At 42.2% G+C, this 24,730-nt stretch carries 19 protein-coding genes; 10 read left to right on the top strand and 9 right to left on the bottom strand.

Going from position 1 to position 24,730, the window contains the following annotated elements:
- The first annotated feature begins 633 nt into the window (after positions 1-633).
- The 4 genes from TY16_RS08930 (at position 634) to TY16_RS08915 (ending at position 4,333) form a co-directional block, all read left to right on the top strand.
- The gene (locus tag TY16_RS08930) at positions 634-1,332 is read left to right on the top strand and encodes an ABC transporter permease (RefSeq protein WP_043931512.1); all 699 of its coding nucleotides are present in this window, start codon (positions 634-636) and stop codon (positions 1,330-1,332) included.
- On the top strand, positions 1,329-2,063 hold the full coding sequence (locus TY16_RS08925) for an ABC transporter ATP-binding protein (RefSeq protein WP_043931511.1): 735 nt from the start codon (positions 1,329-1,331) through the stop codon (positions 2,061-2,063). The genes TY16_RS08930 and TY16_RS08925 overlap by 4 nt, the downstream gene beginning before the upstream one ends.
- 112 nt (positions 2,064-2,175) lie before the next feature.
- Complete coding sequence (locus tag TY16_RS25155; protein ID WP_052342658.1) at positions 2,176-2,655, top strand: hypothetical protein; 480 nt, start codon at positions 2,176-2,178, stop codon at positions 2,653-2,655.
- A 514-nt stretch (positions 2,656-3,169) separates the two neighbouring features.
- Complete coding sequence (locus TY16_RS08915; protein ID WP_155922332.1) at positions 3,170-4,333, top strand: SDR family oxidoreductase; 1,164 nt, start codon at positions 3,170-3,172, stop codon at positions 4,331-4,333.
- Positions 4,334-4,695: 362 nt separating this feature from the next.
- Here TY16_RS08915 and TY16_RS08910 read toward each other — a convergent pair whose 3' ends face one another.
- Positions 4,696-5,046, bottom strand: coding sequence for a hypothetical protein (locus TY16_RS08910; protein ID WP_155922194.1), 351 nt, complete (start codon positions 5,044-5,046; stop codon positions 4,696-4,698).
- Between the two features lie 279 nt (positions 5,047-5,325).
- On the opposite strand from TY16_RS08910, the gene TY16_RS08905 reads away from it, so the two are divergent.
- From TY16_RS08905 to TY16_RS08895, 3 genes are all read left to right on the top strand, one after another.
- Positions 5,326-8,571, top strand: a complete 3,246-nt coding sequence (locus TY16_RS08905; protein ID WP_043931509.1) for a glycosyltransferase — start codon at positions 5,326-5,328, stop codon at positions 8,569-8,571.
- Positions 8,572-8,915: 344 nt separating this feature from the next.
- Positions 8,916-9,581: a hypothetical protein gene (locus TY16_RS08900; protein WP_043931508.1), complete on the top strand. Its 666-nt coding sequence runs from the start codon at positions 8,916-8,918 to the stop codon at positions 9,579-9,581.
- Between the two features lie 23 nt (positions 9,582-9,604).
- Positions 9,605-11,128, top strand: a complete 1,524-nt coding sequence (locus TY16_RS08895; protein ID WP_043931507.1) for a glycine betaine uptake BCCT transporter — start codon at positions 9,605-9,607, stop codon at positions 11,126-11,128.
- A gap of 54 nt (positions 11,129-11,182) precedes the next feature.
- On the opposite strand, the gene TY16_RS08890 is transcribed toward TY16_RS08895, so the two are convergent.
- A complete protein-coding gene (locus TY16_RS08890) occupies positions 11,183-11,449 on the bottom strand; it encodes a hypothetical protein (protein WP_155922193.1) in 267 nt (88 codons plus the stop codon).
- A gap of 243 nt (positions 11,450-11,692) precedes the next feature.
- Entirely contained in the window at positions 11,693-12,127 is a 435-nt protein-coding gene (locus tag TY16_RS08885) for a MarR family winged helix-turn-helix transcriptional regulator (protein WP_043931504.1), read from the bottom strand.
- Positions 12,128-12,431: 304 nt separating this feature from the next.
- On the opposite strand from TY16_RS08885, the gene TY16_RS08880 reads away from it, so the two are divergent.
- Entirely contained in the window at positions 12,432-13,706 is a 1,275-nt protein-coding gene (locus TY16_RS08880; protein WP_043931502.1) for an MFS transporter, read from the top strand.
- 542 nt (positions 13,707-14,248) lie between these two features.
- Here TY16_RS08880 and TY16_RS08875 read toward each other — a convergent pair.
- A complete protein-coding gene (locus TY16_RS08875; protein WP_043931501.1) occupies positions 14,249-15,187 on the bottom strand; it encodes a hypothetical protein in 939 nt (312 codons plus the stop codon).
- A gap of 294 nt (positions 15,188-15,481) precedes the next feature.
- Here TY16_RS08875 and rluF point away from each other — a divergent pair, with 294 nt between their 5' ends.
- Together rluF and TY16_RS08865 are read left to right on the top strand one after the other, a co-directional pair.
- On the top strand, positions 15,482-16,189 hold the full coding sequence (rluF, locus tag TY16_RS08870; RefSeq protein WP_043931500.1) for a 23S rRNA pseudouridine(2604) synthase RluF: 708 nt from the start codon (positions 15,482-15,484) through the stop codon (positions 16,187-16,189).
- A 256-nt stretch (positions 16,190-16,445) separates the two neighbouring features.
- The gene (locus TY16_RS08865) at positions 16,446-17,891 is read left to right on the top strand and encodes a DEAD/DEAH box helicase (protein WP_043931498.1); all 1,446 of its coding nucleotides are present in this window, start codon (positions 16,446-16,448) and stop codon (positions 17,889-17,891) included.
- Positions 17,892-18,002: 111 nt separating this feature from the next.
- Here the strand turns inward: TY16_RS08865 and TY16_RS08860 are convergent, their stop codons facing one another.
- The 5 genes from TY16_RS08860 to TY16_RS08840 form a co-directional block, all read right to left on the bottom strand.
- Positions 18,003-18,881: a DMT family transporter gene (locus tag TY16_RS08860; protein WP_043931497.1), complete on the bottom strand. Its 879-nt coding sequence runs from the start codon at positions 18,879-18,881 to the stop codon at positions 18,003-18,005.
- Positions 18,882-19,019: 138 nt separating this feature from the next.
- Positions 19,020-20,261, bottom strand: a complete 1,242-nt coding sequence (gene fabF, locus TY16_RS08855; protein ID WP_043931495.1) for a beta-ketoacyl-ACP synthase II — start codon at positions 20,259-20,261, stop codon at positions 19,020-19,022.
- Positions 20,262-20,775: 514 nt separating this feature from the next.
- On the bottom strand, positions 20,776-21,951 hold the full coding sequence (locus TY16_RS08850) for an amidohydrolase (protein WP_043931494.1): 1,176 nt from the start codon (positions 21,949-21,951) through the stop codon (positions 20,776-20,778).
- Positions 21,952-21,953: 2 nt separating this feature from the next.
- The gene (locus TY16_RS08845) at positions 21,954-23,183 is read right to left on the bottom strand and encodes a Zn-dependent hydrolase (protein WP_043931492.1); all 1,230 of its coding nucleotides are present in this window, start codon (positions 23,181-23,183) and stop codon (positions 21,954-21,956) included.
- An 18-nt stretch (positions 23,184-23,201) separates the two neighbouring features.
- Positions 23,202-24,410, bottom strand: coding sequence for a hypothetical protein (locus TY16_RS08840; RefSeq protein ID WP_043931490.1), 1,209 nt, complete (start codon positions 24,408-24,410; stop codon positions 23,202-23,204).
- Between the last annotated feature and the right edge of the window lie 320 nt (positions 24,411-24,730).

Below are 24,730 nucleotides of genomic sequence, written 5' to 3'. Positions count from 1 at the left end.
GGAAGAAACGAAATTCCTGCTTATGGAGTAGGTAACTTCCATAAAAAGGGGCTTTCTAGAAGTTTCTGATCTACCGAGATAGAGTTTTGTCTAGAAAAAGCGGTTTACTCGAAGTTTCTGCTCTCGCAAGGCTAGGTTTTGTCTAGAAAAAGCGATTTACTCGAAGTTTCTGCTTTCACAGGCCTAGGTTTTGTCTAGAAAAATGCATGTTCTGGAAGTTCCCATTCTCTCCCAGGGGGCAGAGATGATTCCAGTCTGCCAAACCAAGATCGTGGGCTCTAACCTTTATTAAATGAATGTAGACCAGAATAAACCCCTATTCTGTTTCTATATAAAGATCCTTTCCGTTAACTAGCCCTCGTTTTCGCCAAGAACGGGGGTATCCCTATATTTACGGGGCTTCCCTTAGTCTCCCTGAAATTCAAGGGGTAACTTCCTTTAAGTATTTTTTTATAGTTTAATAGTATTTGAGAACGTATCTATTATAGGTTGTTTTAGACTCCAATTCTCCTTCCTTATGGACAAACTGATACACCAATCTGTCCAAGGTCTTGACAACACGAACGACGGTTCACCAAAACGTGATAAGAACCGTCCCTAATTAACCAAATTACCCAGAAAGGCCTGGCTGCGATGGATTTGATTGTTGATGGTTTTCAGAAAGCGATTGAGATGCTTTTGTCGGGAGACAGTGAAATAGTCGGGATTACGCTGTTGACGCTGAAGGTCTGCTTCCGGGCAATTCTATTCAGTACGCTGGTCGGGATTCCGCTCGGGATGCTGATTGGGCTCAATCAATTCCGGGGACGGCGCATTGTCATGGTTTTCATCAACATCGGGATGGGGATACCACCCGTCGTTGCCGGTTTGACGATTACGATGCTCCTATGGCGCTCGGGCCCGCTCGGAGACTTGTCACTGCTCTATTCGCCGACTGCAATCGTCTTGGCACAAATCCTCGTTTCGCTGCCGATTGTGACCGGACTTACGGCATCTGCATTCCAGGGGCTTGACCCGAAGCTTATTTTACAAATCAAAGCACTTGGCGCAACAAGGATGCAATCACTCTGGCTGCTGATAAAAGAAACCCGCATCGCCATCCTGGCCGCTGTCATGGCGGGCTTTGGGCGCGTCATTTCCGAAGTCGGCGCGGCGATGATGGTCGGAGGCAATATTAAGGGTGACACCCGGATTCTGACAACCACTATCGTGATGGAGGTCGGCAAAGGGAACTTCGATGTCGCCATCGCCTTGTCATTCATTCTCATGACGCTCGCATTCTTGATTACGTTTTTCCTGACAACCCTGCAGCAAAGGAAGCGTCCGCTATGATTCCATACTTGCAATTCCATAATATTGAACAGTATTTTGGCCAAAGAAAGGTGTTGAATATTCCCGAGTTTACGATTTACAGCGGGGATTTTCTAGGTGTCATGGGACCGAATGGTGCCGGCAAGAGTACGTTTTTGAAAATCGCCTCCTTCCTTGAAGCGCCTGCATCCGGGACGATTTTTTACCGCGGCGGGGCTGTCCCCTCCAGTGGCGCACCGCTTGATTTAAGGCGGAAATTTTCAATCGCCCTCCAGCAGCCCCTGCTTTTGGACACGACTGTTTTTCAAAATATTGCAGTTGGGCTAAAGCTTAGAAAGCTTGACCGCCGTGAAATTAGCGAGCGCGTTGAAGTATGGATGGACCGTTTCCAGATCAGCCACCTGGCCCGAAAAAATGCCCGGTTCCTGTCTGGCGGCGAAGCACAGCGTGTATCGATTGCGCGTGCGATGATTATCGAGCCGGAAATTTTGTTTTTGGACGAGCCATTCTCTGCGCTCGACTTTCCGACAAAAATCAAGCTGATGGAGGATTTCCGTGAAATCTTTGCGGACTCCGGAACGACAGCGATGTATGTCAGCCACGACCTTATGGAAGTGAAATTCCTGACATCCAGGCTTGCCATTATGGTAAACGGAGAAATCAAGCAGACCGGGCCGACTCCTGATGTAATTGAACAACCGAATGAGGAAAGCGCATCGTTTCTGGAAGTATGGAGGAAATACAAGGTTTAAGATTTCGTCTGGCGAACGGATGCCAAATAGACGGCGAAGTGGATTCCAAATAGACGCCCAACCAGTGACATTTGGGTGCCTGATATGAACCTTTTTAAATGGAGATGAAGCAATGAAGCCGTATAAAACAGCCCTATCTAAAATTATCGTACTCATTCTAATTGGGGTAGGAATTTTGCTGCTGCCTCTACTCGATCTGAAGGGACTGCGCTCCAATCTATCCAGTTTTGCGGCTTTAGTGGTAATGGGCCTTTTCTTCCTGGGCATCGGCCTATTCTTGCTTCGAAAACGAATCAACGGGCCTGGTTTCTTTTGGGATGATGAAGGCGTGGTTGTTGATTACAATGGAAATAAAATTCTTTGGGATGAAATCGAGGATATCCAGTTGCGGCGTTCGGGGGACGGCTATCGTTCCACAGTCATCTATACGCACTATTACCAACATGAAACCATTCGATTAAGGCATGGCAAAAAGCTGCCATCTCCCGACCATTCTATTCAATGGACATGGATTTCACAGCCGAAGGAGTTTCATAAACAGTTGATGGAGGCGTGGGAAACACGATCCCAACAGTCCAATCAGATATCATGACAAAGGGAAGCTTCCGCAAAACTGGGAGCTTCCCTTTTGTTCATATATTCCAAACTGCGCGGGCAAGTTTTACCCGCTGGAGGATTCCCTGTGCATAACTTTGCCTCCACTTTCTGAAAAATTTGATTTCCATTGTGGATAAGTAGTTTTTTCTGTGGTTATGTGGACAAAATCGGTGATTTATGGGGATAAACTTTGAATAGTTCGACTTTTTCGACCGATCAACTCTCTCCTATTTGAATGTGGGGTGGTGGAAGAATTGTGAATAAAGGCGATAAATTTTGATACAAGGGTTATTTGTTATAAGTAAAGTTAAATTGATCTCCGAATAAAAAGGGAGCCTCTTTCCCTTTGTTGGTTAACTTTTTCGTATCTTATAGTGAATAGCTGTTATAGCATACATGGTTAGTGCGTCAATCTGCCGGGTAAGTGTTAAAGGTACACCGAAGACTGAGGAGGGAATGCAATGGAATCAAGATCATTAAAAGGTCTAAAAAAGCTGCCTTCAGCCGATATGTCGATTGAGCGCCCTACGAGCAAGAAATTTAGCAAACTGAAACTGAAGAAACTTAAAGATCAGGTTATCGTCATAACTGGCGCATCAAGCGGCATCGGGCTTGTTACGGCGCGGATGGCCGCTAAACAAGGGGCAAAGGTTGTTGCTGCCTCAAGAAATGAGCAGGCTCTTTTGCAGCTGGTCAGTGAATTGAATGCCCAAGGCTGTATGTCCGCCTATTGTGTTGCCGATGTTGGCAAAGAGGAAGAAGTGAAAAGAATCGCCAAAACAGCCATCGATACATTTGGCGGCTTTGATACGTGGGTAAATAACGCCGGGGTTTCTATTTTTGGAAAAACAACCGATGTGAAGACTGACGATATGAAGCGTATGTTTGATACAAATTTCTGGGGGACAGTGTACGGCTCAAAAATTGCGGTCGAGCATTTTACACAGCGACGTACCCCGGGGGCGCTTATTAATGTTGGCAGCCTGTTCGGTGACAGAGGCACGGTTGTGCAATCAACTTATTCTGCTGCCAAATTCGCTTTGCACAGCTGGACGGAAAACCTGAGGATGGAGCTGGAAAAAGAAAATGCGCCTGTATCGATAACCTTAATTCATCCTGGCAGAATAGATACGCCTTACAACGAGCACGCGATGAGCTATCTGGAAAAACAACCTTCGCATGTAGGCATGATATATGCACCTGAGGCAGTCGCTGAAGCGGTTCTCTTTGCGGCGGCCCATCCAAAGCGGGATATGTACGTCGGATCTCAGGCGAAAATGATTGCAACACTAGGCAGATTCGCTCCCCGTGTGATGGACAAATGGATGGAATTGACGATGTTCCGCACCCAACATGACGACAGGCCATCTAAGTCCAGGGAGGAAAGCGCGCTATACGAGCCGGGTTACGGAATGCATGAAAGAGGGACAAACTCGGGCCGGGTACGGAAGAGAAGCTGGTATGTCAAGGCCACCAAACGCCCGCTCATCACCGTACTCGCCGCTGCCGGGGTTGGTGCTTCGATATGGGCCGTTTCGAAAAACAGAAAGAAAGATTCTGAAAAGCAGGTTGTCACCAATAGTCAAATGGTTTCAAATGGAACATTCCAACCTGTTCCGGCTGACAATGTAAAACTCGAACCAGTTCCCAATCCAGGCGGTTACCATCTTTAATTGTTATTTAAATTTTTGAGGCACCGTGCTTGCTAGCGGTGCTTTTTAATTGTGTGGCGGCGGCAGAGGCGGTGGTTTGACCGATAAAATACTTCCTGGACCGATAAATTTTCTTTTAGACCGATAAACCAGAAAATCGTTCTATTAAAAGAACAATTAAAACCTCCTCCATTCCCCTATAATGCTCAAAACTCCCGATTCTCCAGTATTTCCCTGCGGATTACCTGGTTAGTCTGCGAGTACTACTAGCTTTTTTACGATTTACCTAGTAAGTCTCCGAGTATTGCTAGTGGAAAGTTACTAGTAAATCGACCCGGTTAGCAAAAAAGTATTAAGCCCACTACTCTAACAACTATCTCCTTCTACTTTTTCCTACTGAAATCCACATAAATGACATTCTCCCCAGGTTCAAATTCCAATATATTTAGGTTGAATCCTGGCTTGAGTTCATTTAGAAGCAGCTCCTTCAATTGGGTTTGTTTTGCTGGGCCTATCCCTGGTATTGGGTCGGAAATAATGATTTGATAGTCTGGCTGGTCTTTATAAAATCGAATGATTCCCGACCCATTTCTTTCCTTTTTTCCAATCGCTAGGGCGAATTCAAAATGCTGTTCAACATAGGAGGTCAAATCAGGCAGTCCGAGTTCCTGATAAATCTCCGGTATCGGATAATAGGTTGGAGGGCCAGTAAATCCAACGCTGATCAGTTCCAAATCGAAAACCCCTTTTCCACAGTCCTTAGTGTATTTTTCCGATAAAGGCATATATTTATTACCGCTTTTGCGAAGAGTTATGAGGACTCTGTCCCGAAGCATCCCCCAATCCTCATTTTAAAAATTTCCCAAGTAAAAGACTCTTTAATTAATGAACTAAAGTCTTGAAGCATACATATATTACGTGCGCCAAAATTTAGATTATGTACAAAAATTATATCCTTTTTATAACTAATCCCTTTACCACCTTGTGAGAACATCAATGAAAGGGGGAACCAGATGTCAGAGAACTACAGGAGGTTCGTGTTTCAGGATTATTCCGGCAAGCGCTGGAACAGATTAATGATTATCTTGCTTTCCGTATTTATTTTCTTATCTATCCTTCTGTCGATCATTGGTTTCAGCCTATTCCAGAATCCTGTTCTTCCCCAGGTTACCTTTGGAGAAAAAGAGGTAATTCAGGCAATCAATGAGCCTTTAAATAAACCAGGGAAACCTGCCAGGCTTGGCGTCAGCCTTCAAAAACCATTTAAGATTCAGAAGGGTGAACTATATGGTTTTTACCTGGCTAATGATGTTATTAGCAAGAAAACCGTAACAAAAAATATCAAGGCTCTCGGTGTTCTGGTTCCAAATTGGTACTGGCTTGATTCCAACCATCAACTTCAAACGAATAAGGAAAAAGATATTATAAAGCTGGCAGAGAAAAATGGCGTCAGGATCATGCCCCGCTTCTCTTTGCAAAAGGGTACTAGTGAGGCAGGTTTCCAGAAACTTCTCAAATCGGCTGAATCCCGGCATGCGTTAATCACCTCCCTGCATAAGGCGGTCAAAAAGGATCAGTTTGCCGGTATTAATATTGATATAAAGCAAGTCCGCACCGAAAACCGGGAACACTTTACCGCTTTTGTCTCCGAAATATATAAACTTTTTCATGCTGACGGCCTTAAGGTAACGGTAACTGTTTCCCCCGACCACCAAGCCTATGATTATAAAAAAATAGCTGCGGTTTCGGATCGGGTAATTGTTAAATTTTTCAAAGAGTTGCCCGAAATGGAGCGTCCCGGGCCAGTCGCCTCTATCGATTGGTTCCAGGAAACATTGAAAGAGCTGCCAATCCCTCCCGAAAAAATGATTATTTCGCTAAGCAATGAGGGTTACGAATGGGATATGGACAAACAAGAAATGGTCAATTGCCTAATGTTTCATGAAGTAATGAAGGCCGCTTCGCTTTCAAGCCTAACAGTTCAATGGGATCCTCAAAGCAACAATCCGTATATACGGTTTACAAAAAACGGCGTGCCTCATTTAATCTGGTTTCTTGATGCTGCCACTTCATATAATCAGATTAGGCTTGGGTTAGCGCATGGTGTGAAAGGTGTTGGCATTGAGCAACTGGGATATGAAGACCCTGGTCTATGGAAGTATTTGAGCGACACATCCCGAATGGAAGCCAACACTAAAAAATTAAAGAAAATGGAAAACCCTATCCCCATCATCAGTATAGGAGGCGGGGAAATCATTCGCCTATCTTCAAAATCTCAGGAGGGAAGCAGAACCATTCAACTCGACTCGAATGGCTTCATTACCAGTGAATCGTACACAGCCTATCCTCTTCCCTACTACATTGAACGGTACGGTGAACAACAAGGAAAAGTCATTGTCCTATCCTTCGACGATGGTCCCGATCCGGCCTACACACCGAAAATACTCGATATTTTAAGCAAGGAAAGCGTTCGCGCCTCCTTCTATGTTGTTGGCCGCCAGGCAGCGCTTTATCCAGATATCCTTGAACGAATTCACCGAGAGGGACATGAATTAGGCAATCATACATTTAGCCATACGGATATCCAAAAAGATGGGCCTTACATGCTGCAGGCTGAGATAAATTCAACCCAGCGGCTGATCCAGCAGATTACCGGATATTCTGCAATTCTATACCGGCCCCCTTATACACCGGACTTGTTAGTCGAAACCGCCAAAGAGTTAACTCCTTTTTTACAGGCTCAAGAATTAGGCTATACGATGGTCGGCTCCTACATTGACACGAAAGATTGGGACACAGGTTCGAGTAATCAAATCGTTAACAGGATGCTCAATAATTTGGAAGCTGGCAGCGTTGTCCTTCTCCATGATGCCGGTGGGGACAGGTCGGCTACCGTCGAAGCACTTCCAAAAATGATAAAAGTATTGAAGAATGAAGGATATACGTTTGCCACCGTTTCTGACTTGATTGGGATGCAAAAGTTGGATATTATGCCTCCAGCCGAAGAAGAGGCCTTTCCCTTTCTGTTATTTTATAAAATAGCCGATATACTGTTTATCTGGACAATACAATTTTGCTCTGCCCTTTTCATGCTTGGTATTGCCTTGGGAATCATACGGTTGATCATTTTGTTCTTTTTCAGTCTGAAACACGGCAGCAGGAAGCCCCTGCCCAAACCTCCACCATCATATGAACCTTTCGTCAGTATAATCATCCCCGCCTATAACGAAGAAAAAGTCATCATTCCAACATTAAAATCCATTCTAAAAAACCAATACAAGAACTATGAAGTGATTATCGTAAATGATGGATCGACTGATAACACATACAAAGCGGTTAAAAAAATTACGAAAAGCAATCGAATCGTCCGCCAGTTCATTAAAGAAAACCAAGGAAAAACAGCAGCTCTAAATAGTGGCATTTTAGTTTCACGTGGGGATATTATCATTACCATGGATGCAGATACCTCAATCGCACCGGAAGCTATTTCACATCTCGTCAAGCATTTCCAGGATGAGAATGTGGCTGCTGTAGCAGGAAATGTAAGAATCGGAAATTCACAAAACATGCTTACCCTTTGGCAGCATATTGAATATGTTACTGGTTTTAATCTTGAGAAGAGGGCATTTCATGAATTGAATTGCGTTACTGTTGTTCCAGGCGCAATCGGTGCCTTGCGAAAAAACGCCATCATGGAAGCGGGTTTATATGAAGATGATACGTTGGCAGAAGATACCGATATCACACTTAGATTAATCCGGATTGGTTACCGTATTCATTATGAGCCAAATGCTTATGCATACACCGAGGCACCGGAAATTCTTAAGAGCTTGATAAAACAGCGTTTCAGATGGTCCTACGGAATATTGCAATGCTTATGGAAACATTCGGGAGCTATTTTCAGCCGAAAACATAAAGGGCTTGGATTCGTTGGGCTGCCATACATGTGGTTCCAATATGTTTTTCAGGCCTTCTCACCGCTCATCGATATCGTTTTCCTTATTGGATTATTCGGAGATACAAGAAAAATCATCACATATTATCTGTTATTCTTCCTCGTAGACCTGCTCGTCAGTGTTTACGCATTTAGGCTTGAACGAATCTCCTTCAGGCCGCTTATCCATTTGGTTGTCCAACGTTTTATATATCGCCAGCTATTGGTCTTTGCCATTTGGAAAGCATTCATCTTCGCTGCAAAAGGAATCATGATCGGGTGGAACAAATTGCAGAGGACAGGAAACGTGAGGCTTCCTGGTTAAGGAGGAGCACAAGTCCAACACTGGGTTTACACGGGGCAGGAGCTGAACAAGGTGTGGCTGGAAGCAATAGGAAAAGACAAAGGTATTCGATTATTTTATTAACAGGGGGCCAAAGAGTCCTCTGTTTTTTTTTCGGAAATTGCTTTTTTATTGTGGATAAGTGACTTTTACTGTGGTTTTGTGGACAAGTTTTAGGGAATTTTGTGGGTAACACATGTAATTCAGTTTTTCTAATTCTTCAAAGTTTGTTGATAAGTACTCTATCCTCATGTTTTTACTAAAAAAAGGCATGCTAACAAAACCGGCGTTGTGCGCCTGTAGTACGAGAAGAAGGGTGATTTGCTGTGAAACTGTATCAAGTAAGAAAAGGGCAATTCGTATACTATAACAATGAGTTGCACAAGGTATATGGAGTAAAACCGATGTATAAACTATCCATCCATCTTGTTAAGCTGCGGGATTTGTCTCAGCATATTACGAATGCTGCCAGTGTTGAAAGATACATACCAAAAGAAAATGACAGCTTTATTTTTGACCATAAGGTATACACACTCAGGAATCAGCAAAAGCCTGTACCGGGGGATTTTATTTTAATCAACAATCCCGCCCCTGACACACTGGACCACTATTCGTTAAATGAAATTGAAGTGGTGGAAACGGTTGATAATAAAGGGGTTATCACAAGTGATTTGAACGGGATCAAGCATACCGAGTATTTATTAATGGCTCCTGGCCGTGCCCCTGACAGCACTCCGATTGATTATCAGGACATGTCGAACGTGATGGAAGACACTGAAGAAATTGCTGGACAAATCACCCATCCCTACGGCGACCTATCTGTACAGATTGGGGATGTTTTTAAAAAGAATGATCGGGATGTTTTGATTGAAGCAATGGTGATTGCAATCAAGGGCCATACCATTTATCTCGGGGGCGGTTTTGAGGTGCCTCATGAAGAATTACTCGATACGGATAAGTGGGAATTTCAATACAATCCATTCAATAACTGAACAACCATTGCCAGGAGGTTCTTATGGAAAAATTTAAAGGAAATAGTGTTTTCCTTATCTCATTATTGCTTACCCTCATTTTCATCATATGGGGAGTTTTCTTCACAGACAGTTTAACCAGGGTCACCAATGCCGTTTACAATGGCTCAATCGATTACCTTGGCTGGGTATATCTTGGTTCCACTCTATTCTTTGTAATTTTTTCGGTCTATTTGCTGTTTTCAAAGTATGGAAACATCCGGCTTGGCAGGAAAAATGATACGCCCGATTTCAGTACCGGTTCGTGGCTTGCGATGTTGTTCGGCGCAGGAATGGGTATCGGAATCGTCTACTGGAGTGTTGCTGAACCCATTACCCATTACACAGCTCCTCCCTACGGAGAAGCGTATACAGTTGAAGCCGCAAACACCGCGATGAAGTATACATTTTTCCATTGGGGACTTCACCCATGGGCTATCTATACGATAATTGGCCTGGCGCTTGCTTTTTTTCAATATAACAAACGGCTGCCTGCGTCAATCAGCTCGGCGTTCCACCCCTTATTAGGGGATAAGATTCACGGACCAATTGGAAAAACGATCGACATTCTCTCCATCTTTGCAACGGTCTTTGGTATCGCCACCTCCCTGGGGCTTGGCGCGATGCAGGTTACTGCGGGGATGCACGATATTTTTGGCATTCCCAATACGCTGTTTGTCCAGCTGGTCGTTATTGCTGTCGCAACCGTAATTTTCATTATTTCCATTAATACTGGTCTGGAGAGGGGGATAAAATATTTATCCAACTCCGCCATCATCCTGTCTTTTTCAATTATGATGCTGATTCTTTTTGTCGGGCCAGCCTTGACTGTGGTCAAAGTATTTTTTAATACAATGGGGCTTTATGTGAATGATTTTGTAAAAATGAGCCTAAGGTTAACACCTTTTAGCGAGGGCGGAGAATGGATTGCCTCCTGGACGTTATTTTATTGGGCATGGTGGATTGCCTGGGCGCCATTCGTCGGCATGTTCATTGCGAGGATTTCAAAAGGACGGACGATAAAGGAATTTGTAATCGGGGTACTCGTTGTCCCGACACTTGGAACATGCCTGTGGATGTCAGTCTTTGGGGGCGCGGCACTTGAACTGGTTCAGGATCCCGCGAACCGCGATTTGGCTAAAAATATAGCTGAAAACGTATCGTTGTCGATTTTTATCTTCTTTGATTATTTTCCTTTAAGCTCGCTGTTAAGCATATTGGGCTTTGCGGTCGTAGCGATTTATTACATCACTGTCGCAGACACCGCTACATTCGTGCTAGGAATGCTGAGCGAAGGCGGAACGCTTAATCCTTCAAACAAGATAAAAATGACCTGGGGTGTCATCCAATCCGCTGTTGCGGCCGTATTGCTGCTAGCGGGCGGGCTGACCGTATTGCAGACAGCATCCATCGCGGCAGCCCTCCCCTTCGCCTTCATCCTGCTCGCCATGAGCTACTCACTAGTGAAAGGCTTGAATATGGAATTGGAAGTGCAAAGGAGCACAAAACGAGGAGCGCAGCGTCCGTGAATGATTTGAAAAGGGAAAGCTCGCATATTGGTATGCGGGCTTTCTTTACAGTCTTTATCTATTCAAAAAGCAAAATCTATCAACTAGCCAATAAATGCTTTTAGGGGACAGCTTATCATATTTTTCATTAAGATGTTTTCTAAAGAGAGCTCCTGATTCAACCACCGATTTTTGATTATCAGGAAATGAATTTATCTCATCAATTAAAAAGCTAATTTTCGCAAAATCTTCAAAAGGCATTTCAGTCGGTTTTTTCATAAATGCCCATTTGCCCGACCATTTCTGAATAATTGAATTAACTTCATCCCAATCAATTTCCACTTTTAACGCCTCCAGCTTTTCTGGAAATACCTCCCGGAAATAGGAGGAAAGTGTTACCACAGCCCTCCACGACGAATCACTACAAGTAACTGGCTAGTTCTTTCTCGGCGATAATCCCACCCGCTATATGGTACGGCATAAGTTCGGTCGCTATAGGAGTCTCTCACCTTCCTCTGCAATTAACTTGATACCAAACAATTTCTTCCCTTACAGCAACACTGTTTCGAAAATTTCATCTTCGTTTTATCCAATTGATTTCTGTAAAGAGTTTAGTGTATCTAACAAAACTTTATATTTATCTGTTCCGATATCATTTACTATTTTTTCTTGTATTTGCAGCCAAATTGGAGTCGCTTCGTTTAATTTTATATGACCTGCATCTGTTAGTGAGATCGTTTTTGTTCTGGAATCCTGTTTATTTTTCGCAATTGTGACATAGCCACTATTTTTTAATATATTGACATTGCGCGTAACGGTAGTTTGATCAAGCAGCATAACCTCTCCTAAATAGCTTATTGAAATATCTTTATGCCGGGCAATGTTTACTAGCATAGAGTATTGTGTCACTTTCAAGCCAGTGGGCTGCAGCAGCTTATCATAAAATTGAGTAACAACTCTTGCTGTTTTTCTAAGGCTTACACAAGCACACGTGTGTAATAACGAGTTCGTATCATTCATTAAGGTACTCTCCTTTCTACTCCATCCAGACTTCAAATGTTCATTCCGGTACGTGAAGGTTAATGGTAAATATTTATTGACATTTATGGTTATACATCCCATTATATATGTATATACATGGATTTGAAAGGGAAAAACTCGTTTCATGTTATAAATTTGCTTTTATATGTACATACATACAACTGGATGAAGGAAGATAATTTATATACTTCATCTTCCTGATAGATTTTTAATCTACTTCTTGAATCTCTTTTTAAAAAATCAAAGTGCAGAATTACTAAAATTTAAGATTGCAGGTGAGGCTGTGAAACGTATTCATTATAGCTGGTTTATTCTTTCTATTACATTCTTATCGATTATAGTTGCCGGTATTGCCATATCATCATCAGGGGTTTTTATAGATTCCTTTGAGAACGAATTTGGCTGGGAGCGGCCTATTATTACTCTTGCTTTCGCAATTAGTCTTTTTTTATATGGTATATCAGGTCCATTCATGGCAGCCTTATTAGAAGTGATGGGGCTGAAAAAAATGATGATTGTTTCAATGGCAACGTTGCTGGCAGGCCTCATGCTTACGTTAATTATGAACGAGTCATGGCAGCTGATTATTATTTGGGGCGTTATTATCGGACTGGGAGCGAGTCTTTTTTTAACTGTAGTGAGTCCATATGTAGCGAATCATTGGTTCGATAAAAGAAGAGGTCTTGCAGTAGGTATATTAACAGCGAGTACAGCAACAGGCCAGTTAATTCTACTTCCTGTCTTAGCGGCTTTAATCGATCATTATTCGTGGCGTTTTGCGATTGGTTTAATAATAATCCTTAGTTCCATCATGCTGATCATACTCCTTTTATTTATGAAAAACACACCAAAGGATGTTGGCATTCTTCCATATGGACGTGAAAAAGAAATACAAGAGCAGATTGAAGAAAAAAAGGAAAATCCTATTGTTTTAGCTTTCAATGGTTTACTGGAAGCTGTGAAAGTAAAAGAATTTTGGTTATTGGCTGGCAGTTTCTTTATTTGCGGGCTTTCAACAAGCGGTTTGATTGGCACTCATTTTGTTTCTTACTGTATAAGTTTTGGAATACCTTTAGTTACAGCTGCTTCGTTTCTTTCGTTTATGGGAGTTTTTAATCTGATAGGAACAACCCTATCCGGCTGGCTGTCCGATCGTTTTGATAATCGATGGCTATTGTTCTGGTACTACGGTTTAAGAGGGGCTTCTCTTTTGTTACTTCCTTATGCCTTAAATCAAGGGTCAATGACTATGCTAATAATCTTTACTGTGTTTTATGGATTAGATTGGATTGCAACTGTTCCTCCAACCATAAGTATCTCAAGACAAATCTTTGGGACTAGAAAAAGCGGAATAATTTACGGTTGGATTTTCGCATCCCATCAAGCAGGTGCAGCAGTTGCTGCGTTTGGAGGGGGACTAATCTATAAATTTTTCAACACATATACTTGGGCGTTCTTCCTGGCAGGAGTTTTCTGTTTAGTAGCAAGCTTATTTGTGATAGTTATAAAAAAACAACATTCAAGTCCCTTAACAAAAGAAGGAATACTGAATATATAGAAGACCTCCAACCATTTTCTATTATCGTAAAAGTAGTTTTGTTTGTACAATCCCTATCGTTTCTTTTAAAAAATTGGATCTTTACCAAAAGTAGCGGTTTAAATCAGTTTGTTGAACTCCTATGCAATAGCTGTGCAGCCAGCGATAAAAAATAAGCGGAGATTTTCCGCCTATACTACCGCATGAGGGTTTTATCGGGTGAAATAAGCAGAAATATTTCCCTTATGTAACGTACAATCCCCTTAATAAGCGTTTTTAAAGTCAATAGACGGAATTTCTCCGTCTATTTGGGCTATTTTTAAGACGATTTACTATATAAGCGGAAATCTTCCGCCTATTTATACTAGTGTTCGATAATCTATAATCGGGTATCCACCCAGCTGTTACAGGCAGATCCTCATTTTATTAAAGATGCGGCAAACCAGCATCTTTTTATCGAGGAGAGCCAAAATTTAATAGGAAAATGACGTGTGCCAATACACATGTCATTTTTTTTGTAAATTATTACGAATTCTCTGGAAAACGGAATTTAAATATGGCAGTTAACACTTCTCGATTATCTCCAGCTTTTCCTTATGGATTGCGTCCAGCTTCTTCATTTCCTCCGCATATTTTCCGTTTAGCGCTACTAACACATCTCTTACTTTATCGGAATGGCTATCAGTCTGGTCAATCATATCATTAATTTTATTTTGAACCATATAGTCAGCGATGAACCCATCAAAGAAGAAATCGGCGAACCTTAACATCTCAGAGATATGGATATCTTGATTTAAATCGATCTTTACATCGAGCAATTCTTTTTGAAAAAGCCGCATGCTTTTGCGGGCCTGATATAAATCCTCTTCGGCATCTGCTATATGCTGGTGTTTAACCATGCCGGAAATGGTACCGCCGCCAAACATATCCCACTGGCCCCATGCTGCTGCCTTATCCAGGGACTCTAAAGCCGTTTCAAGATTCTCCCTGACACGATTTCCGGCTGTTATTGCCTCTTTAAGTTCGGCCAGGCTGGCTTGAAGTGTACCTTCCTTTTCAGACAATTGAAATAGCTCGGCTGCATAAGGGGATGTGCTCTCTTTAATCATTTTTTCTTTTTGTTTAAGGAGGTGTTGGTACTCCTGTTTGGTAGATTCCACGGCATGGAGCTTTTCTTGCACCATTTTGATAGCTTGCTCTATATCCTCTTTTGCTTTCTCAGCTTCCATTAACGCGTGCTCAGCCGCAATCAATTCTTGCCTTTCCTTTGTTAGTTTCTCTTCCTTTGTACCTGCCAATTTTGCAAATAAATAGGACAAACCAAAGCGTTCCAGCCTCTTCACGTCTTCTTGCTCTATCTGAAAATTAGTATTGAGTTCTGAAACTCGCTCCTCTACCCTATCCAATTCTTCCTGATAATCCGCAAGCTGAATGTTATATTTCGTGACCTTCCTCAGCTCACTCTGTATCTCAAATAGCCTCGCATTGATCTCTGAAAACATCGGCTCCCCCTCCTGTTCGTCAGTACATATACGACCTTATTAAGTAAAAGTTTCCAGATTTTTCATCTAATTATCTACTTGTCATTCATCGCTCGCTTTTATGTATGACTTGATTCCGCTACCAACCTGTTTGCACTAGTTTTAGGACTTAAATAGAAATGGATTTGGGAACATTAAATATGAAAGCTAGTCTTCCGCTCTCATAAATTTAACAACAGTCTTGTTTCATTCTTCATCATCAGGATAAAGTATGGTTAAATGGATTAATACGATATCTACTTAAGGATGGTTTGCATGCGGATCAATAAATATATTAGCGAGTCTGGAAAAGCTTCCAGGCGGCAGGCGGATAAATTAATCATGGATGGACGTGTTACCATCAATGGGAAGCGGGCTGAAATCGGGAGCCAGGTTAATCCTGGGGATAATGTTTTAGTAAACGGAGACCCCATCCGTGTTGCCAGGAACAATGTTTATATTGCTTTAAATAAACCTGTAGGCATTACGAGTACGACCGAAAAAGGTGTTAAGGGAAATATTGTTGATTTGGTTAACCATCCATTACGGATATTTAATATTGGGCGCCTGGATAAAGATTCAGAAGGCTTAATTCTGCTTACGAACGATGGCGACATTGTTAACGAAATTCTCCGTTCTGAGAATAGGCATGAAAAGGAATATATCGTTTCGGTTGACAAGCCGATTACACCTGAATTTTTGAAAAAAATGTCTGAGGGTGTAAAGATCTTGGGCACTAAAACACTTCCTTGTGAAGTACGGCAGTTATCAAAATTCGATTTTCAAATTATCTTAACGCAGGGGTTAAACAGGCAAATCCGCCGTATGTGTGAGGCGCTGGGCTACGAGGTTTACAGGCTTCAGAGAGTGCGGATCATGAATATTACCTTAGGAAATCTACCTCCTGGACAATGGAGAGACTTATCTAAGAAAGAGAAGACTCAACTATTCAGAGAGCTCGACTATGAGGCAAAGGAATGGTAACGAGGCTGAAATAGAGCATTGTATTCTAAACGATTACAATGCTCTTTTCTTATTTGCAGAATATGGGAGTTATTTATGTACGGTTCACCATCATCTAAATGAGGTCTTTATGTGCAGTTATTCCGATAAAATCTATAAAAAAGCCAATTTGTCCGGCTCTTTTCAAGTATAATGAACCATATTCAGATCATGCATATGATATTTCTTGGAGAGAATTCTATACATATGACGAAAAAACAAAAAACGAGGTTAAAAAATGAGTAAAAGAAGTTTTGCGGATTTTCAGGTAAGCGAAGAAATAAAAAGAGCACTGGCTGTGTTAAAATACGAGACCCCGACAGAAGTTCAAAGTGAAGTCATTCCATTAGCGATGGAAAATCAGGATCTTGTAGTAAAAGCTCAAACCGGAAGCGGAAAAACTGCCGCTTTTGGGATTCCTGTTTGCGATTTGATTGAATGGGAGGATAAAAAACCACAGGTCCTAATTCTTACCCCAACTAGGGAGCTTGCGGTTCAAGTCCGCGATGATATTACAAATATCGGAAGGTTTAAACGGATTAAGGCAGTGGCCGTCTATGGAAAAGAACCTTTTACGAAACAAAAGGATGAATTGAAACAAAAAACGCATGTAGTCGTTGGTACGCCTGGCCGTGTCATGGACCATATTGAACGAGAAACCCTCGTTTTGGAACAAATAAAGTATCTTATCATAGATGAAGCGGATGAGATGCTTAATAGAGGTTTCATCGATGAAGTGGAGGCGATCATCAAAGAGCTGCCTTCAAACCGGGTAACCATGGTTTTTTCTGCTACCTTGCCTAAAGATGTTGAAAATCTTTGTCATAAATATATGAAAGACCCTGTTCATATTGAGATTGAATCAACCGGGGTAACGGCTGAAACAATTGAACATTTTTTAATTGAAGTGAAGGAAGAAGAAAAGATCTCACTCCTTAAAGACATCACAGTTGTAGAAAATCCAGACAGCTGCCTGATTTTTTGCCGAACTAAAGAACACGTTGATGCTGTGTATAGTGAGCTAGAAAAAGCTAAATATCCATGTGAAAGACTCCATGGCGGACTAGAACAAGAAGACCGTTTTGCTGTTATGGAAGGTTTCAAAATGGGCAACTTCCGCTATTTGGTGGCCACCGATGTAGCTGCCAGAGGTATTGATATTGATAATGTGACACTTGTCATCAACTATGACGTCCCTATGGAAAAAGAGAGCTATGTGCATCGAACCGGGAGAACCGGTCGTGCAGGAAATAAAGGAATGGCCATTACGTTTCATACACCATTTGAAGGAAAGTTCATTAAAGCAATTGAAAAATATATCGGCTTTGAAATCCCTACTATAGAAGCTCCCAGCCATCTCGAAGTGGCTGGTAGAAAAGCTGCCTTCGAAGAAAAACTTAGCGGCAGGCGCGTGGTAAGAAATAATAAGACTGCCCGAATCAACCAAGATATTATGAAGCTCCATTTCAGCGGTGGTAAAAAGAAGAAAATTCGTGCTGTTGATTTTGTTGGAACGATTGCAAAAATCCCAGGAGTCACAGCAGATGATATCGGCATTATAACCATCCACGATCATATGTCATATGTTGATATTCTTAATGGAAAGGGCTCACTAGTATTACAAGCCATGGAGAATGCGACTATCAAAGGAAAGAAGTTAAAAGTGAGCAAAGCAAATAAATAACATTAAGTCCTCTCATTTTAAAAAGATGAGGGGAGAGAACTCGACTACGAACCAAAAGAATGGTAACAAGGCTGAAAAAGAGCATTGTAAATTATCAATGCTCTTTTTATATTAATGGCTATTTAGCTTTTTCCGCTGATACGTAGATAATACTACGCCTCCGACTATAAATACTGATCCTAAGATTTCCGCTCCAGTTATGGGTTTGTATAGCAAGATCAATCCCATGATCATAGCTACAAAAGGTTCTAGATTGGATAATATCGAAGCCTTTGACGCATCAACATATCTGATGTAATTATTCCAAATCAAATTAGCCAAACCATGAACGACAACGGCAGTCCCAATCAGAAAAGCCCAATCCGAAATGCTATAGCTTATTTTTATAGGAGTATCTAGTAAAAAGGCAAAAGGAATCGACACAATCAAGCCTACAACATTGGAATATAAAGTTATTGTAAGCGGATCAATTCTATTCGACAGAAGCCGTGTCATAATGATCATTATCGCGAAGGTTATCATCGTTATCACAATCCAGAACAGGCCTTTATCGATATGCAAAGAAGATATATTCCCTTTTGCTACAACAAAATAAATCCCCATAATTGCCACAACTGACCCAATCAACATACGGATTGTTAATTTTTCTTTTAAAAAAATCGCAGCCAATACACCAGTTAATATAGGGGTAGTTGCCAAAATCAATGCAGATGTTGTTGGATCGGCTGTTTGCAGTCCTATAAAAAAAGACCACTGGTTTATAAAAACACCAATAACCCCTAGTAGAATAACTGCGAGCAAGTCGGATTTATTCACTCGTTTAAAGTGCTTTTTGTATGAGGATATCCCAATTAAAAATAGGACAATAAACAAAAGTCTAAGCATGGTTAACATTGTTGGTGAAAAATCCTGGACCAACAGCTTGCCAAACACAAAATTGCTTCCCCAGACTAGTACGCAAAATGTCAGCCAGGCATATGCTTTTACCATTTCAACACCCTTCCTACTCTGAAATGCCAACTGTCCTATTTTATACTTGGAAGGTATATTAGTATACCTTTTTGCTTTCGAAGCAGTAGAAATACCCAAAATAAAAAACGGCAAATATTTGCCGTTTTATAACGCGGTTTACTCACTAAACTTTTTAAAAATCAATGTAACATTGTGACCGCCAAAACCTAGTGAGTTTGATAGAGCGATTTGAATATCCTTCTCCTTAGCCACGTTTGGAACATAATCTAAATCAAGTTGTTCATCGGGTGTTTCATAATTAATTGTTGGAGGAAGAATCCCTTCCTTTATGGCTAATACAGAAAACATTGCTTCTAGGGCACCCGTTGCCCCCAGCAAATGTCCTGTCATCGATTTCGTCGAACTTACTGAAAGAGAATACGCGTGTTCTTTGAAAACTTCCTTGATCGCTAATGTTTCATATAAATCATTATAATAAGTAGATGTTCCATGAGCATTGATATAGTCCACTTGTTCCGGAGAGATTTTGGCATCTGCTAATGCTTGTTTCATGGATCGTTGGGCACCTTCTCCTTCAGGTGCAGGAGTTGTAATATGATGGGCATCTCCGGTAGCACCATACCCAATGAGCTCCCCATATATGTGAGCATCCCGGGCAAGAGCGTGATTTAACTCTTCTAACACCAAAATTCCAGCGCCTTCCCCGATAACAAATCCATCTCGATTTTTATCAAATGGCCTGCTTGCTGATTTTGGATCGGGATTCTTCGAAAGAGCGGTCATATTAGAAAATCCTGCAACTGTCATTTCCGTTATCGTTGCCTCTGTTCCGCCGGCAATCATCATTTCGACATCACCGTGCTGGATTGCCCGGAATGCATCACCTATTGAATTCGCACCTGAAGCACAAGCTGTAACTGAACAATTGTTAATTCCTTTTGCGCCGAGTTCAATGGAAACTTGCCCTGCTGCCATATCCGGGATAAACATCGGTATCGTAAAAGGATTCACTCTTCTTTGGCCCTTCTCTAAAAATTTCCGATGTTGTGCTTCGAACTCACCTAAACCGCCAATTCCTGATCCAATCCAGACTCCGACCCGTTCGGGTTGAATATCGGCACCTATCCTAATACCCGCATCCTTTACAGCCATTTTACTCGCAGCAACAGCGAACTGACTGTACCGGCCCATTCTCCTTGATTCTTTTTTATCCATAAATTCTTCTGGTGCAAAGTTTTTTACTTCTGCAGCAATTTTAATATCAATATTTTCAACATCAAATATGGTAGCCGGGCCAATTCCGGATACACCATTTTTTATGTTAGTCCATGTTGTAGAAGCATCATTCCCTAATGGAGTGACTGCTCCAATACCAGTAACCACTACTCTTCTATTCATTTGTTTCTCTCCTATACTCATTATTCTAATTATAATAACATTATTGTGTGCTGCTTACACTTTGTCCGACCGGCTGTCTTTTTTTAACATAGGTCTGGCGGAGTGATTTAGGATAGGAGAAAACAAGGAGTAAACTAACTAAAAATCTCGCTCAACTGATTGCGCTTCCTACAACCAATCAGGACACACTACACTTTTACGCGAGAAAGCTGGCATTTTAAGAGAGGCTAACCTACTGTCTAGACCAGCCTGATTACGGATCAGGACAACTTTTTATGGAATCGAGACAACTTTTTTGAGATTCAGGACATTTCCCAAACTTTACAGGACAATTTTCAACATATACTGGACAAACTCTATTCCATGCCAAAAACTTTTATATAGCTAGACAGTTCTCAAAGAAAAGATATTCTTTTTGATAATAATAAAAAGGGTGCCAACCCCAACATAGACTCACGTCCACATTTAGTGTCAGGCACCACTTTCCACTATTACTCTATTTACTGCTCATTCCCTATTCGTTCAAATATGTCCATGCGTATTGTGCGTACAGTTCGGCGCCAGTTGCCAGGGCGTCTTCATCGACGTTAAATTTGCCATGGTGATGGGCCCATTGTGTGTCTTTTTCCGGGTTGCCGCTGCCTACGAGGGCAAAGCTTCCAGGGGCTTCCATCATGTATTCACTGAAGTCTTCGCCGCCCATTGTCGGCTTTTCGTGATATATGACCTCCGCGCCAAATGCTTCGGCAGCCGTTTTCTGAACAAGTTTCGCACTGTATTCATCGTTAAGGACCGCCTGGGTGCCGCGCGTATAGTCTACCTGTGCAGTTGCACCATAAGTCGCGGCCACTTGTTCCGCATAGATCTGCAGCTGCTTCTCAATATGGTCTCTTACCGCCGGGTCGAAACAACGCACCGTTCCATCAATTACAGCATTTTCAGCAATTACGTTAAACCGTGTTCCGACAACCATTTTTCCAATCGTCAGCACTGCAGGCTGAAGCGGGTCAATCGTCCGTGACACGACTGATTGAACATTCATCACGAATGACGACGCAACAATCGCTGCATCAATACAAGCCTGAGGTATCGCCCCGTGGCCGCCCCTCCCTTTAAAGGTTACGGTGAAAAGATCTGCCGATGCAAACGATGGCCCCGGTGTGCAAGAAACCGTTCCTGTCGGCAGCTGAGACCAAATATGGATGCCGAATACATTATCCACTCCATCCATTGCTCCCTGTTTTACCATGACTTTCGCACCCGCCGCTACTTCCTCGGCCGGCTGGAAAATCAACCGGACATTGCCAGGCAATTCTTCTTTGATATCATTTAGTGCTTTAGCGGCAATTAGCAGCATCGCCGTATGGGCATCATGCCCACAGGCATGCATTTTCCCCGCTTCTTTTGATGCATATGGCAGATCCGTATTTAATTCTTCAACCGTCAACGCATCCATATCCGCACGCAATGCAACCGTCTTCCCCGGCTTACCGCCTTCGATGGTCGCAATGACTCCTGTTGGTTCTGTTTTGTGGTAAGAGATTCCCAGATTCTCTAGGTATTCACAAACAAAGGCTGTTGTCTTATATTCCTCAAAGGATAGTTCCGGTTCACTGTGGAACTTTCTGCGCAACTCGACTAATTCGTCATTGTACGCTTGTATCGCTTCTTTGATTTTTGCATGGATCATGTTTATTCCGCCTCCGTTAATATCTTAGCTGTTTCATATAAAATCTCTGTAGCTCTTGCGATGTCCCCGGCATCAGACCATTCCTCAGGACAATGGCTGAGGCCGTCCTTGCTGGGAATGAACAGCATCGCCACATCGGTCACATCTGACATAACCATCGCATCATGGCCAGCACCGCTGTTTACCGAACAGTATGAAAGGTTCAATTCGCTGCATGTCTTTTTAAAAAGAGAAAGGATTTCCTGGTTCATTGCCTTTGGCGGCATATATAATTGCCGCTGGACAGATGTCTTGATTCCATTACGATTAAAGGACTCAATCAAGCCGATTACTTCCTCAACCGCATGAAGGACGCGTTCTTCTTTTCCTGACCGTATATCTACCGTAAAAACAACCTTATCTGGAATCACATTTGCACCGTTAGGCCAAACATTCAGGCGTCCGGTGGTGATGACCGTTCCTTCCCCTACATCAGAGGCCAATTCCGGGAACCGAGCAATCATCTTGGCTGCTGCAACTAACGCATCCGTCCGACGGTCCATTGGGGTCGTACCCGCATGGCCTGCCTGTCCCTCAACAGTTACCTCCAGTTGGGTTAATCCAACAATCGCTTCTACCATTCCTATTGGGATACCCTTTTCTTCAAGAATCGGTCCTTGTTCAATGTGGAGTTCCAGGAAAGCCTTAATTGTTTTTGGGTCTCTTTTTTTCGGAAGGAATGGGTCAAGGCCGATCCTCTTCATCGCTTCTTCCGTGGTCACCCCATCTTTATCTTTTAAACTTAGAAACTCTTCCTCACTCAACAGGCCAACGATCCCTCTTGAGCCCATCAGTCCGCCGCCAAATCTGGCACCCTCTTCTTCTATCAGGGCAACTACTTCTAACGGATACTTGGGAGTAAGATTATTTTTTAAAAAAGAATGAGCGACCTCTAGTGCGGCCACTACTCCGGCAGGACCGTCGTAGGAGCCGCCGTTTGGTACTGAATCAAAATGAGAACCGATCAATACACTCGGTGCATCCTTTAACGTACCTTCCAGCCTGCCAAAAATGTTGCCAAGACCATCTTCGGTAACCTCAAGACCATAGTCCCTCATTTTTTGTTTAATGTAATTACGCGCCTGTAAATCCTCTTTGCTATAAGTCAGGCGGGTTGTCCCTTTACCAGGTGTCGCGGTAAATTGGCTCAAAGCCCCGATATGATTTTCAATTCGTTCCTGTAAACCAGTCAACTTGTTTCCCTCCAATTATTACAAGAATCCAACAAAGATGCCTGCAAGGATAACCGAAACGATTGTGACTGTGACAAACCCGCCAACCAGCATTGGCGGCAGCATATGGCTTGTCAGCATGTCCCTTTCTCTTTCATCTTCGGTTAACGACTTAATGACTTCGTTTGTGATAATATAATCGGCCGGAAATCCATAAAGGGCGGTTAACGAAACGGCGAACGCCATATGCTTGCTCACTTTTAAAAGCTTTCCAGCGATAAAGGAGAATATATACATCCCAATAACAGCGAGAACGATTGTACCAATTAACGGGTAAATGATCTCAAGCATCATACCTGGTGTCGCTTGTTTTAAGCCGTCAAAAATAAACAGCATCAGTACCATTAGGGCCATTCCAAAGGCATTTGCCTTTTGAAGTACCTGTCTTTCCAAAAATCCCACACTTGAGGCGATAACACCAAAGAGTAAACAAAGAACGAACGGACTAATCGAAACAACTGGCGCCGCTAAGGTTGATACGAGATAGGCAAGATAACCAACGAGTGCCAGCCTAAAAAGTTTAAAGAAATCTGTGTTGTACTTCTCCGGCAAGTTTTTAAAAAGTTTAAGCTCTGGTTGAGCTGTGGCTGAAGCTGCCGCCGTCTCTGTTTGTGCAGCTTCCATTTCCTTTAAGGCCGCCATTTCTCCGCCGCGATAAAGCTTCAACAGCCTTTCACCCTCTTTTTTCAATACGATTGAGGTGATTGGATAACCAGCAAAACCTTGAACAACATAAATAACGATCGCAAAAACGGAAAGGGTTACGAGGCCTGCTTCCTTTGCGCCCTCCGACATGATAAGCGCGGATACAACCCCGCCAACTAGTGGAGGTATTGCTACTACGACTGTCTTAAATCCGAAAATCAGGCTTCCAATCGTCATTAAAACGGCGATAATGCCAAGGATCCCAAAAAGGGCAATAACAATGGTTTTCCATTGATTTTTCAGTTCTTTTAAAGATAACAATGTTCCCATATTTGTAATTAGCAAATACATCATCATCGTAGCAACAACTGGCGGAACACCCGCGACGGCTACAATATCTTTCGGGAAAAATGTCCAATAACCAAGAAGGAACAGGACAGCACAGACAAACATGGACGGCACCCAGGCCTTTGTTCGTACAGCAACCAGATCCCCCAGCAATAAAATTCCTACAATAATAACCAATGCTAGCATTTGTGACATAAAAACCACTCCACTTTCCCCAAAGTCTTTTAATATTTCGTTCTACGAAAAAAGTTTAATAGAAGAATAATAATACAATCGGATTGTTCAGTCAATTTAAAATATTAATATTATTCAAGTAACCGTTTCCAACACTTTCTCTAGTCGCTTTTGGTAATTTCTTGTTTTTTCTCGTTGGCAGAAAATTATTTAAGAAAAATAAAAAGCCCCCAATTGTAATAGGGACTCTTTAAGTATTATTTAATTTTCTTGGTATGTGCCCAGTCCGGAGCTTTAAAGAGTTTCATCATAATAAACCTGCAGGAGTTTTTTTCAAGGAC

Origin of the sequence: Bacillus sp. EB01, from assembly GCF_000613125.1 — a bacterium.
GTDB lineage: Bacteria > Bacillota > Bacilli > Bacillales > Cytobacillaceae > Bacillus_D.
The sequence above is the reverse complement of the archived record's forward strand: the minus strand, read 5'-3'. Positions and strand labels throughout refer to the sequence as shown.

Coding starts and splice junctions, on each gene's coding strand:
- TY16_RS08930 (WP_043931512.1), top strand. CDS start 634: ATGGATTTGATTGTTGATGGTTTTCAGAAAGCGATTGAGATGCTTTTG.
- TY16_RS08925 (WP_043931511.1), top strand. CDS start 1,329: ATGATTCCATACTTGCAATTCCATAATATTGAACAGTATTTTGGCCAA.
- TY16_RS25155 (WP_052342658.1), top strand. CDS start 2,176: ATGAAGCCGTATAAAACAGCCCTATCTAAAATTATCGTACTCATTCTA.
- TY16_RS08915 (WP_155922332.1), top strand. CDS start 3,170: ATGTCGATTGAGCGCCCTACGAGCAAGAAATTTAGCAAACTGAAACTG.
- TY16_RS08905 (WP_043931509.1), top strand. CDS start 5,326: ATGTCAGAGAACTACAGGAGGTTCGTGTTTCAGGATTATTCCGGCAAG.
- TY16_RS08895 (WP_043931507.1), top strand. CDS start 9,605: ATGGAAAAATTTAAAGGAAATAGTGTTTTCCTTATCTCATTATTGCTT.
- TY16_RS08885 (WP_043931504.1), bottom strand. CDS start 12,127: ATGAATGATACGAACTCGTTATTACACACGTGTGCTTGTGTAAGCCTT.
- TY16_RS08875 (WP_043931501.1), bottom strand. CDS start 15,187: ATGTTTTCAGAGATCAATGCGAGGCTATTTGAGATACAGAGTGAGCTG.
- rluF (WP_043931500.1), top strand. CDS start 15,482: ATGCGGATCAATAAATATATTAGCGAGTCTGGAAAAGCTTCCAGGCGG.
- TY16_RS08865 (WP_043931498.1), top strand. CDS start 16,446: ATGAGTAAAAGAAGTTTTGCGGATTTTCAGGTAAGCGAAGAAATAAAA.
- TY16_RS08860 (WP_043931497.1), bottom strand. CDS start 18,881: ATGGTAAAAGCATATGCCTGGCTGACATTTTGCGTACTAGTCTGGGGA.
- fabF (WP_043931495.1), bottom strand. CDS start 20,261: ATGAATAGAAGAGTAGTGGTTACTGGTATTGGAGCAGTCACTCCATTA.
- TY16_RS08850 (WP_043931494.1), bottom strand. CDS start 21,951: ATGATCCATGCAAAAATCAAAGAAGCGATACAAGCGTACAATGACGAA.
- TY16_RS08840 (WP_043931490.1), bottom strand. CDS start 24,410: ATGTCACAAATGCTAGCATTGGTTATTATTGTAGGAATTTTATTGCTG.